The organism is Pseudomonas delhiensis, assembly GCF_900187975.1.
GTDB classification, from domain to species: Bacteria; Pseudomonadota; Gammaproteobacteria; order Pseudomonadales; family Pseudomonadaceae; genus Pseudomonas; species Pseudomonas delhiensis.
In genome coordinates this window covers 22,221-35,207 of record NZ_FZPC01000006.1, presented here as the reverse complement: position 1 = coordinate 35,207, position 12,987 = coordinate 22,221, and the positions used below count along the sequence as shown (strand labels likewise).

The window sequence follows — 12,987 nt, the reverse complement described above, 5'->3', positions numbered from 1 at the left end:
CAGCCGCTGGGTATACTCCCGGCAGCAGTTGCTAACCGGATCACAAAGCCCATGAGCGAAGCCGCACTCGCCGAAGCCCTCCCCGCCCCCTCGGTCATCCTCCAGTTGCTCGGCCGCCTCGGCGTGCCCTGCCGCGAGCTGCCCGACAGCGACCCACTGCCGAGCGCGCGCCGCGTGCAGGCGAGCCTGCTGGAAGACTCGGTGGGCACCCTGCTGGTGCTCTTCCCGCAGAACCAGTTGCTGGACCTCAACCGCCTCACCGAACTGACCGGGCGCAAGCTGCTGGCGATCAAGCCCGAGCGCCTGGAACGCATGCTCGGCAAGCACCAGCTCAGCCGCCTGCCGGCGCTGCCGCCGCTGACCAGCTCGCCCTGCCTGTACGACGAGCGCCTGCTGCAGGAGCCGCAGCTGCTGATCGAGTCCGGCAACCCCGGCACCCTGCTGGAGATCGCCACCGGCGACTTCCGCCAGCTGCTGGAGAAGGCCAGCGCGGCGCGCTTCGGCGTGCCCCTGGAGCAGATCCGGCCGAACCTCGACCGCCCCAACGACGACCGCGCCGAGATCACCCAGGCGGTGCAGGCCTTCACCGCGCGGCGCATCCAGCAGCGCCTGGAGGAGACCATCGAGATCCCGCCGCTGCCCAAGACCGCGCAGAAGATCATCAAGCTGCGGGTGGACCCCAACGCCACCGTGGACGACATCACCGGCGTGGTCGAGACCGACCCGGCGCTGGCCGCCCAGGTGGTCAGCTGGGCCGCCTCGCCCTACTACGCCGCGCCGGGCAGGATCCGCTCGGTGGAAGACGCCATCGTCCGCGTGCTGGGCTTCGACCTGGTGATCAACCTGGCCCTCGGCCTGGCCCTGGGCAAGACCCTGAGCCTGCCCAAGGACCAGCCGCAGCACTCCACGCCCTACTGGCAGCAGGCGATCTACACCGCCGCGGTGATCGAGGGCCTGACCCGCGCCGTGCCCCGCGCCGAACGCCCGGAAGCCGGCCTGACCTACCTCGGCGGGCTGCTGCACAGCATCGGCTACCTGGTCCTGGCGCACATCTTCCCGCCGCACTTCTCGCTGATCTGCCGCCACCTGGAGGTCAACCCCCACGTGCCCCACGACCTGGTGGAGCAGCACCTGCTGGGCATCACCCGCGAGCAGATCGGCGCCTGGCTGATGCGCGCCTGGGACATGCCGGAAGAGATCTACACCGCCCTGCGCTTCCAGCACGACCCGGACTACGCCGGCCCCAACGCCGCCTACGCCAACCTGGTGTGCCTGGCCACCCGCCTGCTGCGCCAGAACGGCATCGGCAGCGGCCCGCAGCAGGGCGTGCCGCAGGCCCTGCTCGACCGCCTGGACATCCCCCGGGAAAGGGCCGAGGACGCGGTGCGCAAGGTACTGGACGCCGAAGCCGTGCTGCGCGAGCTGGCCTCGCAGATGAACAGCCCGCACTGATCTGGCTGCGGAAATGAAAAAAGCCGCCTCCTTTCGGGGAAGCGGCTTTTTCGTGTCCGCCATTGGCCATTGCGGACAGACCTGTAGGAGCGGGCCCTGCCCGCGATTTCGCGCGCAGGGCGCGCTCCTACATGGGAGCGGTGTGGGTGGCGCAGCGTAGGATCTCATCCGCGATCCGCGCCGATATGTCCGGCTACAGGGGCATGGCCTCAGGCCGCTTCCTTCTCCACCGCCTTGGCCGCGGCCTTCTTCTTCGGCTTGAGGTACTTCACCAGGCCCTGGAACCAGATCACCAGCGCCGGGTTGCCCTGGATCTGGATGTCCTTGTTCTGGATGCCCTGCATGAAGGCCAGCTGCGGGTTCTTCGAGGTGAGGGTGGCGAAGCCGTAGGCGCTGTCGCGGAAGCCGATGGCGAAGGCCGGCTGCGGGTGCACGCCGCGGCGGGCGCTGACGCGTTGGTCGTGGACGAGGTAGTGGCGGGCGACCTTGCCGTCCAGGCTGTGCAGCTGGAACACCAGGTCCTTGCCTTCGAGCTGCTTGCGGAAGGCCGGGTTGTCGCGCGAGGACCTGGCCATCATACGGCCGAGGAACCACAACAGAAGACGGAATTTCATGCACAGACCTCGACGCGTTCGAGACAGATGGCTGCGCATTGTAGCGGGATCGAGAAAGGACTACATCCGTACTTTCGAAGGGAAATGTAACCGTTTGGTAGCCCGGAGCCGCATGGGCTCCGGGGCTGGGAACAGCCTTAGTTGACAGCGTCCTTCAGGGCCTTGCCCGGCTTGAAGGCGACGGTATTGCTGGCCTTGATCTTCACCGGCTGGCCGGTCTGCGGGTTCTTGCCGGTGCGGGCGCCACGGTGGCGCTGGATGAAGGTGCCGAAACCAACGAGGGTGACGCTGTCTTTGCGGTTCAGCGCGCCGGTGATCTCATCCAGCAGCGCGTTCAGCACCTTGTTGGCTTGTTCTTTGGTGAGGTCGGCCTTTTCGGCGATCGCGGCGGCGAGTTCTGGTTTACGCATAGATGCCTCTTTGACGGTTTGTTGTTTTTGTGTCCGTGCTGTCTTCCCAACAGCGCCTAAGGCACCGCGGCCCAGGCCCTACAGGCTCTAGGCTGCGGCAGACGGGGGGAGGATGGCACGCCGCAAGCGGGTACGCCAGTATCGTCAGACAATTTGCGGATACATTCCCATGACGGAAACGCCATAACCGAGGACTTTCAAGCCAGAAGTGCCGGCAACTCCTTGTTCAGCGAGAGTTTTTCACCGACTGCCGCGCCGGTCAGGGCGTAACCGAGCAAGCGACCGGCGGTATCCCGGCACAGCACCTTGAGGTCCGCGCCAGAGCCTTCCACGAGCCACTGGCCATCGCTGCCGCGCGGCGGCGGCGAGACCACCAGCGGGCACACCGGGGTCTTCACGGTGACCGGCATGGGGCCGTAGGCCACCGCCGTCGGCTTGCCCGCCAGGGTCTGGGCCAGGGCGCGGGCGCAGTTCATCAGCGGCATCACGTAGAGCAGGTTGAGGCCGTCGACCTCGGCGCAGTCGCCCAGGGCGTAGATGTTGGCGTGGGAGGTGCGCAGCTCGCGGTTCACCACCACGCCGCGGTTGACCTCCAGGCCCGCCTCGGCGGCCAGGTCGATGCGCGGGCGCAGGCCGACGGCCGAGACCACCAGGTCGCAGGGGATCACCTGGCCGTCCGACAGGTGCGCCTCCAGGGCTTCGCCGGCGCGCTCCAGGCGGTTGAGCACCGGGCCCAGGTGGAAGCGCACGCCCAGGCCTTCCAGGCCGGCCTGCACGGCCGCCGCGGCGGCGGGATGCAGCAGGCCGGGCATGACCTGCTCGCAGGGCGCGACCACGTCGATCCGGTAGCCGCCGGCGGACAGGTCGTTGGCGAACTCGCAGCCGATCAGGCCGGCGCCCAGCAGCAGCACGCGGCGCTTGCCGGCGGCCGCGGCGCGGAAGCGCGCGTAGTCCTCCAGGTCATTGATCGGGAAGATGGCGTCCAAGGCATCGCCCTGCACCGGCACGCGGATGGTCTCGGCGCCCCAGGCCAGCACCAGGTCGCGGTACTCGACCTGCTCCTCGCCGATCCAGATGCGCTTGTGCCCCGGGTCGATGCCGGTGACGCGGGTGTGGGTGAGGATACGCGCCTTCAGCTGCTCGGCCATGGCGCCCGGCTCGGCCATGGCCAGGCCGTCGGCGTCCTTGTTCTTGGAGAAACCGGTGGAGAGCATCGGCTTGGAGTAGGAGCGGCCGTCGTCGGCGGTGACCAGCAGCAGCGGGGTTTCCGCGTCCAGCTTGCGCCATTCGCGCGCCAGGTTGTAGCCGGCCAGGCCGGTGCCGATGATCACCAGCGGTGCGTTCTCGCTCATTGGATTCTCCACATCGAACGGGACCGAGCGGCCCTGGCCGGCTCGGTGGAATTCAGGGTTTCGCGGGGCCTGTCAGGCGATTTCGATCATCTCGAAGTCGATCTTGCCCACGCCGCAGTCGGGGCAGACCCAGTCGGCGGGAATGTCTTCCCAGCGGGTGCCGGGGGCGATGCCCTCCTCGGGCAGGCCAAGGGCCTCGTCGTAGATGAAGCCACAGACCACGCATTGCCACTTGCGCATCGTCGAACCTCCTGCGGGTTGCCAGGGCAACCTAGCGCACTTTTCCGCCCCCCGCCAAGGGCAGGGTCGCCGCCGCCCGGCGGCAGCGCGGCCAACCGCGCGAAGCGCTCAAGCACGGGGCCGGAGACGAAAACGGCGGCCACTGGCCGCCGCTCGCAGGGATGCCGGGACGGCTCAGCCGATCTCGATCATCTCGAAGTCCAGCTTGCCGACGCCGCAGTCCGGGCACAGCCAGTCCTCGGGCACGTCTTCCCAGCGGGTGCCCGCTGCGATGCCCTCTTCCGGCCAGCCTTGGGATTCGTCGTAGATGAGTCCGCAGACTACGCATTGCCACTTTTTCATTGTCTACCCCTCGGGCGGGTTACCACGGTTGCGGCCGCACGCTAACGCAATTCCCGGCGTGCGCCAAGACGCCGCCGGGCGGTTGGGCGCTCATTCAGGGCCAACCAAAGATGGGTGGTGCGTGGGTGGGGGGTTGGCTTTTCGTAGGAGCAACTGTCTTTTGGGCTCCGTCGTTCGCGGGAGTGACTGGATCGAAATTCGCGTCTCCCATCTCGCCCCATTGTAGGAGCGGGCCCTGCCCGCGAATCGCGCGCAGGGCGCGCTCCTACAGGTGGGACAGCGGTGGCGGGGTAGGGCTTGCTCGCGAACGAGGCTCACCCGAGGCTTCGGTGTTCTGCTGTGACTCCCCAGCCCTCTCCCTGAAGGGAGAGGGCTGGGGAGAGGGGCTCTTCAGGACGCGCACCGATCCCCGCCGGCAAAACTCCGTTCGCGAGCAAGCTCGCTCCTACACCTACAAGGGCAGCTTCAGTGCTGCGCCTTGTACCGCAAACGCCAGGCATGCAGCAGCGGCTCGGTGTAGCCGCTGGGCTGCTCGCGGCCCTTGAAGACCAGGTCGCTGGCCGCCTGGAAGGCCGCCGAACCCTGGTAGTCCGCGGCCATCGGGCGGTAGGCCGGGTCGCCGGCGTTCTGCGCGTCCACCACCCTGGCCATGCGCTCCAGGGTCTCGCGCACCTGGGCCTCGGGCACCACGCCGTGGTGCAGCCAGTTGGCGATGTGCTGGCTGGAGATGCGCAGGGTGGCACGGTCTTCCATCAGCCCCACGTCGTGGATGTCCGGCACCTTGGAGCAGCCCACGCCCTGCTCGACCCAGCGCACCACGTAGCCGAGGATGCCCTGGCAGTTGTTGTCCAGCTCCTCCTGGCGGGCCTCGGCGCTCCAGTCGGCGGACGCGGCCACCGGGACGCTCAGCAGGTCGTTCAGCAGCTCGTCGCGCACGCTGGCCAGGTCGACCTTCTGCAGCTCGCCCTGTACCGCCTGCACGTCCACCTGGTGGTAGTGCAGCGCGTGCAGGGTGGCGGCGGTGGGCGACGGTACCCAGGCGGTGGTGGCGCCGGATTTCGGGTGGCCGATCTTCTGTTCGAGCATGGCCGCCATCAGGTCCGGCATGGCCCACATGCCCTTGCCGATCTGCGCGCGGCCGCGCAGGCCGCAGGCCAGGCCGACCAGCACGTTGTTGCGCTCGTAGGCGGCGATCCATTTGGTGCCCTTCATGTCGCCCTTGCGCAGCATCGGGCCGGCTTCCATGGCGCTGTGCATCTCGTCGCCGGTGCGGTCGAGGAAGCCGGTGTTGATGAACACCACCCGCGCGCTGGCCGCGCCGATGCAGGCCTGGAGGTTGACGCTGGTGCGCCGCTCCTCGTCCATGATGCCCATCTTCAGGGTGTTTCGCGGCAGGCCGAGGACGTCCTCGACGCGGCCGAACAGTTCGTCGGCGAAGGCGACTTCGGCCGGGCCGTGCATCTTCGGCTTGACGATGTAGACGCTGCCGGTGCGCGAGTTGCCCTTGCGCTGCAGGTCGTGGATCGCCACCAGCCCGGTGAGCACCGCATCCATGATGCCCTCGGGGATTTCCGCGCCGCTTTCGTCGAGGATCGCCGGGGTGGTCATCAGGTGGCCGACGTTGCGGATGAACAGCAGCGAGCGGCCGTGCAGGGTAAGGCTGGAACCATCGGCGGCGGTGTACTGGCGGTCGGCGCTCATGCGCCGGACGAAGCTCTGCCCGCCTTTCTCCACCGCTTCGCTGAGGTCGCCCTTCATCAGGCCGAGCAGGTTGCGGTAGACCAGGGTCTTGTCCTCGGCGTCCACCGCGGCGACCGAGTCCTCGCAGTCGAGGATGGTGCTCAGCGCGGCCTCGACCAGCACGTCCTTCACGCCGGCGGCGTCGGTCTGGCCGATGGGGCTGGTGGAGTCGATCTGGATTTCGAAGTGCAGGCCGTTGTTCTTCAGCAGCACGGCCTTGGGCGCCAGCGGCTCGCCCTGGTAGCCGACGAATTTCTGCGGCTGGGCCAGACCGGCGACGCTGCCGTCCTCCAGGGTCACGCGCAGCTGGCCCTGCTCGATGCGGTAGGCGGTGGCGTCGGCGTGGCTGCCCTGGGCCAGCGGCGCGGCCTGGTCAAGGAAGGCGCGGGCGAAGGCGATGACCTTCTCGCCGCGACGCGGGTTGTAGCCCTTGCCCTTCTCGGCGCCGTCGTCCTCACTGATCGCGTCGGTGCCGTAGAGCGCGTCGTACAGCGAGCCCCAGCGGGCGTTGGCGGCGTTCAGCGCATAGCGCGCGTTCATCACCGGCACCACCAGCTGCGGGCCGGATTGCTGGGTGATCTCGGTATCGACGTTGGCGGTGCTGGCCTGCACGGACGCGGGCGTCGGCAGCAGGTAGCCGATGGACTCGAGGAAGGCGCGGTAGGCCGGCATGTCCTGGATCGGGCCGGGGTGGGCGCGGTGCCAGTTGTCCAGCTCGGCCTGCAGGCGGTCGCGCTCGGCGAGCAGCGCGCGGTTCTTCGGCGCCAGCTCGTGGACCAGGGCGTCGAAGCCCTGCCAGAACGCTTCGGCCTGCACGCCGGTGCCCGGCAGGGCCTCGTCCTCGATGAAGCGTTGCAGCACGTCGGCGACCTGCAGGCGCTGGCGGGTGATTCGTTGGGTCATCGCAAGGTTCTCCTGTGTTCGTCGAGTGCTCAGAGCGCAGCCACGCCGGCCTTGGCCACCTGGGCATCCTGCGCGGCCTGCACGCCGGACACGCCGACCGCGCCGACCACCTGGCCCTCGTGGATCACCGGCACGCCGCCTTCTAGGGTGCCCTGCAGCACCGGAGCGGAAAGGAAGGCGGTGCGGCCGTTGTTGATCATTTCCTCGTACAGGCGCGTTTCGCGGCGGCCGAGGGCGGCGCTGCGGGCTTTCTCGGTAGCGATGTAGGCACCGACCGGCGCGCACCCGTCGAGGCGTTCCAGGGCCAGCGGGTGGCCGCCGTCGTCGACCACGACGATGGCCACCGCCCATTGGTTGGCCTGGGCTTCGGCGCGGGCGGCGGCGAGGATGCGGGCGACTTCGCCCTGGGTCAGTACGGCTTTGCTTTGCATGGCGTCAGCTTCCGGTGGTGAGGGCGTGGTCGACCAGCTCGATCCAGTGCCGGACGGGGGTGCGTCCGGCGCCGTCGAGGTGGGTCTGGCAGCCGATGTTGGCGGTAGCGATCAGGTCGGGCCGACCGCTTTCCAGGGCATCCAGCTTGTTGTCGCGCAACTGGTGCGAGAGCTTCGGCTGGGTCAGTGAATAGGTGCCGGCCGAGCCGCAGCAGAGGTGGCTGTCGGGCACCGCGGTGAGGTTGAAACCCAGGCGCTTGAGCACCGCCTCGACGGCGCCGCCGAGCTTCTGGGCGTGCTGCAGGGTGCAGGGGCAGTGGAAGGCCAGGGTCTGGTCGCAGTGCAGGCCGAGGTTTTCCAGGGGTTCGGCGCGGATCACCTCGACCAGGTCCCTGGCCAGTTCGCTGACGCGCTTGGCCTTGGCGGCGTACTGCGGGTCGTCGCGCAGCAGGTAGGCGTATTCCTTGACGAAGGCGCCGCAGCCGCTGGCGGTCTGCACGATGGCCTCGGCGCCGTTCTCGATGGCCGGCCACCAGGCGTCGATGTTGCGCCGGGCGCGGTCCAGGCCGGTGTCCTGGGCGTTGAGGTGGTAGTCCACGGCGCCGCAGCAGCCGGCCTGGGCCGCCGTGGCGATGCTGATGCCGAGGCGGTCCAGCACCCGCGCGGTGGCCGCGTTGGTGTTCGGCGACAGCGCCGGCTGCACGCAGCCTTCGAGCATCAGCACACGGCGCTTGTGACGCTCCGCCGGGCGCACGCCGGCCGGGGCGATGGCCCGCGGCAGGTGGCTGCGCAGGGCCACGGGAAGGATCGGCCGCAGCGCCTCGCCGGTGTTCACCAGCGCCTTGAACAGCGCCGGGCGCGGCACGATGGCGCGCAGGCCGCCGCGCAGCAGGCGCTCGCCCAGCGGCCGTGGCACGCGTACTTCGATGGCGGCGCGGCCGATGTCCAGCAGCTTGTGGTACTCCACGCCCGAGGGGCAGGTGGTTTCGCAGTTGCGGCAGGTCAGGCAGCGGTCCAGGTGTTCCTGGGTTTTCTCGCTGACCTCGTCCTGTTCGAGGAACTGCTTGATCAGGTAGATGCGCCCGCGCGGGCCGTCCAGTTCGTCGCCCAGCTCCTGGTAGGTCGGGCAGGTGGCGTTGCAGAAGCCGCAGTGCACGCAGCTGCGCAGGATGCGTTCGGCTTCCTCGGCGTGGGCCAGGCGTTTGGCCGCTTCGCTCAGGTTGGTCTGCATAGGTCTATCCGCGTCAGAAGTCGGCGTACATGCGCCCGGGGTTGAAGATGCCCTGCGGGTCGAGCTGGCGCTTCAGCGAGCGGTGCAGCTTGAGCAGGGGCGCCGGCAGCGGGTGCAGCGGGTCGTCGACATGGCCTGGGGTGAAGCAGCTGGCATGGCCACCGACGGCGCTCACGGCCTCGCGGATTTGCGTGGCGGAAGCCTCGGACTTCAGCCAGCGCTGCGCGCCGCCCCAGTCCAGCAGTTGCTCGCCGGGCAGCGCCAGCGGCGCGCTGAGCGCCGGCAGCGACAGGCGCCAGAGCGGCCGCGGGTCGCGGAAGAAGTCCAGGCGCTGTTCGCGCAGGTCGTCCCACCAGGCGTCGTCCAGGGGCTCGCCGCCGATGCGGTCGCAGGCGGCGCGCACCGAGCCTTCGTTGCCTTCGAAGCGCAGGTACAGGTGCTTGCCGTCGTGGGCCGCGGCACTCAGCGGCAGCGGCTGCTGGCCCCATTCGCCGAGGCGCAGCAGGGCGCGCTCCAGGGGGATTTCCTGGCGCAGGCTGATGCGGCAGCGCGGCTTGGGCAGGACCTTGAACGAGGCCTCGGTGATCACCCCCAGGCAACCGAAGCTGCCGGCCAGCAGGCGCGACAGGTCGTAGCCGGCGACGTTCTTCATCACCTCGCCGCCGAAGCGCAGGTGGGTGCCCAGGCCGCTGATCAGCCGGGTGCCCAGGACGAAATCGCGCACCGCGCCGGCCCAGGGCCGGCGCGGGCCGGACAGCCCGGCGGCGAGCATGCCGCCGACCGTGGCGTTTTCGGTGAAACAGGGCGCTTCGCAGGCGAGCATCTGCCCGGCGCTGTCCAGCGCGGCGTTCAGCTCGCGCAGCGGGGTGCCGGCGCGGGCGGTGATCACCAGCTCGGTGGGGTCGTAGGAGACGATCCCGGTGTGCCCGGCGACGTCCAACGGGCGGGCCTCCACCTGGCGGCCGAGGAAGCGCTTGCTGGAGCCGCCGCGGATGGCCAGGGCGGTCTTTTCCGCCAGGGCCTGGCGCACCTGTTCGAGCAGCTCGGCGCTGCGGTCGTGGCCGGCCTGGGGGTCGAAGTGCTGTTGCTGCATCAGAAGCGCTCCAGTTCCGGGAACGGCAGTTGGCCGTGGTGGATGTGCATGGCGCCGAACTCGGCGCAGCGGTGCAGAGTCGGGATGTTCTTGCCGGGGTTGAGCAGGCCCTGGGGGTCGAACGCGGCCTTCACCGCGTGGAACAGGGTCAGCTCCTCGGCGTTGAACTGGGCGCACATCTGGTTGATCTTCTCGCGGCCCACGCCGTGCTCGCCGGTGATGCTGCCGCCCACCGCCACGCAGAGTTCGAGGATCTTCCCGCCCAGGGCCTCGGCGCGTTCCAGTTCGCCGGGGACGTTGGCATCGAAGAGGATCAGCGGGTGCATGTTGCCGTCGCCGGCGTGGAACACGTTGGCCACGCGCAGGCCGTGCTCCTCGGACAGTTCGGCGATGCCGTTGAGCACGCGCGGCAGCTCGCGGCGCGGGATGGTGCCGTCCATGCAGTAGTAGTCCGGGGAAATCCGGCCCACCGCCGGGAAGGCGTTCTTGCGCCCGGCCCAGAACCTGGCGCGCTCGTCCTCGTCGCGGGCCAGGCGCACGTCGGTGGCGCCGGCCTTGCGCAGCACCGCGTCGACCAGCTCGCAGTCCTCGTGGACGTCGGATTCCACGCCGTCCAGCTCGCACAGCAGGATGGCCGCGGCGTCCACCGGGTAGCCGGCGTGGATGAAGTCCTCGGCGGCGCGGATCGACAGGTTGTCCATCATCTCCAGGCCGCCGGGGATGATGCCTTCGGCGATGATGTCGCCCACCGCGCGGCCGGCCTTCTCGACGTCGTCGAAGCTGGCCATCAGCACCTTGGCCACCTGCGGCTTGGGCAGCAGCTTGACGGTCACCTCGACCACCACGCCGAGCATGCCCTCGGAGCCGGTGAACAGCGCCAGCAGGTCGAAGCCCGGGCTGTCGAGGGCGTCGGAGCCCAGGGTCAGGCGTTCGCCGTCGACGGTGATGATGTCCACCTTGAGCAGGTTGTGCACCGTCAGGCCGTACTTCAGGCAGTGCACGCCGCCGGCGTTCTCGGCGACGTTGCCGCCGATGGAGCAGGCGATCTGCGAGGACGGGTCCGGCGCGTAGTACAGGCCGTGGGGCGCGGCGGCCAGGGAGATGGCCAGGTTGCGCACGCCGGGCTGCACCCGGGCATAGCGGCCTTCGGGGTTGACCTCGAGGATGCGCTTGAAGCGCGCCATCACCAGCAGCACGCCCTGCTCCAGCGGCAGCGCGCCGCCGGACAGCCCGGTGCCGGCGCCGCGGGCGACCACCGGCACCTGCATGCGGTGGCACAGGCGCAGCAGGGTCTGCACCTGCTCGACGTGTTCGGGCAGCACCACCAGCATCGGCGTGCTGCGGTAGGCGGAGAGGCCGTCGCACTCATAGGGGCGCAGGTCCTCGGCCTCGTGGAGGATCTCCAGGTCCGGCAGCGCGGCGCGCATCTCGGCGAGCAGCGCGGCCTTGTCCACCTTCGGCAGTGCGCCGTCGAGGCGCTCATCGTAGAGGATGTTCATCGGGTCTCACACGGTGGTTTTTCTTATGGGTGGCGCCGCCCCGGCGAACCGAGGCGGCTGCTGGACTGACGGGTCTCAGGTCGGCGCAGACTGGACCGCCGGACGAGCCTGCGTCCAGTTGCCGCAGCACTGGTCCTACCAGTTTAGACACTCGACTTTCGGCCAGGAGGCCGTTCAGCGGCCTTATCAAAGCGCATCGGGTGGTCTAGAGTGGCGCCATGCATTCGAACTGGTAGGACCAGTTGGAGGACGAATGGAAAGCCAAAGCAGCGGCGCCCGCGCGCGGGTCGCCGACCAGGTGGCCGAGCGCATCGAGCGGCTGATCGTCGACGGCGTGCTCAAGGTCGGCCAGGCCCTGCCCTCGGAGCGGCGCCTGGTGGACAAGCTCGGCTGCTCGCGCTCGGCGCTGCGCGAGGGCCTGCGCATCCTGCGCGGGCGCGGCATCATCGATACCGAGCAGGGCCGCGGCTCCTTCGTCGCCGACCTCAGCCGGGCCAACGACGCCACGCCGCTGATGCACCTGTTCGCCTCGCAGCCACGGACCCTCTACGACCTGCTGGAGGTGCGCGCCCTGCTGGAGGGCGAGTCGGCGCGCCTGGCCGCGCTGCGCGCCACCGATGCCGACCTGATCCTGCTCAAGCGCCGCTACGAGGAGATGCTCCTGGCCCAGAGCGAGACGCCGCCGCCGGACCCGCGCGAACACGCCCGCCGCGACCACGCCTTCCACCGGGCGATCAGCGAGGCCTCGCACAACCCGGTGCTGGTGCACACCCTGCAGTCGCTCAGCGAGCTGATGCTCAGCACCGTGTTCGCCTCGGTGAACAACCTCTACCACCGGCCGCTGCAGAAGCGGCAGATCGACCGCCAGCACACGCGCCTGTACAACGCCATCGTCGAGCGCCTGCCGGACCAGGCCCAGCGCGCCGCCCGCGAACATATCCACGGCATCCGCGACAACCTGCGCGAGATCGAGCAGGAGGAGCAGCGCCTGGTCCGCGCCACCATGCGCCTGCAGGGCTGGGAATGAGGCGAGGGGGGCGATAGGTCGCAGGCTAACGATCATCGATCCGTGGTACCCTGCGGCGGTCCTACGTCAGCGTTGAATTCCCGTGTCCGACCTTTCCGTACCTCTGCCGAACTGGCTCAACGAAGACCAGTTGCCGGCGAACGTCGAACCCGCCGTGCACGACTGGCTGTTCGACCAGGGCTCCCTGACCCGCCGCCTCACCGCCCTCGCCGAAGGCGCCTTCAGCGTCGAGCCGCTGCTGGAAGGCTGGCAGGTGCTGCGCAACGACGAGTGCACCGCCCTGGGCGTGCCCAGCCACAGCCAGGGCTGGGTACGCGAGGTCTACCTGCGCGGCCACGGCCAGCCGTGGGTCTTCGCCCGCAGCGTGGCGGCCCGCTCGGCCCTGGAGGCCTCGGGCTTCGACCTGGCGCAGTTGGGCAGGCGCTCGCTCGGCGAGTTGCTGTTCAGCGACAGCGCCTTCCGCCGCGACGTCATCGAGGTGTGCCTGTACCCCGCGCCCTTCCTGCCCCTGGAAGTGCGCCGCGTGCTGCTCTGGGGCCGCCGCTCGTGCTTCCGCCGCGACCGCCTGGGCGTGCTGGTGGCCGAGGTGTTCCTGCCGCGCCTGTGGCGCGCTGCCGGAGTCGAGGCCGTATAATCCTCCGATCGTCCGTCGG

General features: G+C 69.5%; 13 protein-coding genes. 3 read left to right on the top strand and 10 right to left on the bottom strand.

From position 1 onward, the window contains the following. Window positions 1–51: 51 nt before the first annotated feature. Window positions 52–1,452, top strand: coding sequence for an aminoacyl-tRNA deacylase and HDOD domain-containing protein (locus tag CHC02_RS06795; protein WP_089390733.1), 1,401 nt, complete (start codon window positions 52–54; stop codon window positions 1,450–1,452). Window positions 1,453–1,661: 209 nt separating this feature from the next. Here CHC02_RS06795 and CHC02_RS06790 read toward each other — a convergent pair whose 3' ends face one another. The 10 genes from CHC02_RS06790 to glcD all read right to left on the bottom strand — a co-directional run bounded on the left by CHC02_RS06790 (window position 1,662) and on the right by glcD (window position 11,307). Continuing rightward, a complete protein-coding gene (locus CHC02_RS06790; protein ID WP_089390732.1) occupies window positions 1,662–2,066 on the bottom strand; it encodes a helicase in 405 nt (134 codons plus the stop codon). A 137-nt stretch (window positions 2,067–2,203) separates the two neighbouring features. After that, window positions 2,204–2,476 (bottom strand): HU family DNA-binding protein, encoded by a 273-nt coding sequence (locus CHC02_RS06785; RefSeq protein ID WP_009614168.1) that lies wholly within the window; start codon window positions 2,474–2,476, stop codon window positions 2,204–2,206. Between the two features lie 197 nt (window positions 2,477–2,673). Then, window positions 2,674–3,828, bottom strand: coding sequence for an NAD(P)/FAD-dependent oxidoreductase (locus CHC02_RS06780; RefSeq protein ID WP_089390731.1), 1,155 nt, complete (start codon window positions 3,826–3,828; stop codon window positions 2,674–2,676). Between the two features lie 72 nt (window positions 3,829–3,900). Continuing rightward, complete coding sequence (locus tag CHC02_RS06775) at window positions 3,901–4,068, bottom strand: rubredoxin (protein ID WP_009614171.1); 168 nt, start codon at window positions 4,066–4,068, stop codon at window positions 3,901–3,903. Window positions 4,069–4,242: 174 nt separating this feature from the next. Then, entirely contained in the window at window positions 4,243–4,410 is a 168-nt protein-coding gene (locus tag CHC02_RS06770; RefSeq protein WP_009614173.1) for a rubredoxin, read from the bottom strand. Window positions 4,411–4,875: 465 nt separating this feature from the next. Next, on the bottom strand, window positions 4,876–7,053 hold the full coding sequence (locus tag CHC02_RS06765) for a malate synthase G (protein ID WP_089390730.1): 2,178 nt from the start codon (window positions 7,051–7,053) through the stop codon (window positions 4,876–4,878). A gap of 29 nt (window positions 7,054–7,082) precedes the next feature. Next, on the bottom strand, window positions 7,083–7,484 hold the full coding sequence (locus CHC02_RS06760; RefSeq protein ID WP_089390729.1) for a heme-binding protein: 402 nt from the start codon (window positions 7,482–7,484) through the stop codon (window positions 7,083–7,085). 4 nt (window positions 7,485–7,488) lie between these two features. Beyond that, the gene (gene glcF, locus CHC02_RS06755; protein WP_089390728.1) at window positions 7,489–8,715 is read right to left on the bottom strand and encodes a glycolate oxidase subunit GlcF; all 1,227 of its coding nucleotides are present in this window, start codon (window positions 8,713–8,715) and stop codon (window positions 7,489–7,491) included. Between the two features lie 13 nt (window positions 8,716–8,728). Beyond that, window positions 8,729–9,808, bottom strand: a complete 1,080-nt coding sequence (glcE, locus tag CHC02_RS06750) for a glycolate oxidase subunit GlcE (protein WP_089390727.1) — start codon at window positions 9,806–9,808, stop codon at window positions 8,729–8,731. Then, entirely contained in the window at window positions 9,808–11,307 is a 1,500-nt protein-coding gene (gene glcD, locus CHC02_RS06745) for a glycolate oxidase subunit GlcD (RefSeq protein WP_089390726.1), read from the bottom strand. Before glcD ends, glcE begins: the two co-directional genes overlap by 1 nt. Window positions 11,308–11,560: 253 nt before the next feature. Between glcD and glcC the strand changes: the two genes are divergently transcribed. Continuing rightward, complete coding sequence (gene glcC / locus CHC02_RS06740) at window positions 11,561–12,334, top strand: transcriptional regulator GlcC (protein ID WP_089390725.1); 774 nt, start codon at window positions 11,561–11,563, stop codon at window positions 12,332–12,334. A gap of 76 nt (window positions 12,335–12,410) precedes the next feature. Next, entirely contained in the window at window positions 12,411–12,968 is a 558-nt protein-coding gene (locus tag CHC02_RS06735) for a chorismate lyase (protein WP_371921205.1), read from the top strand. The last annotated feature ends 19 nt before the right edge of the window (window positions 12,969–12,987 follow it).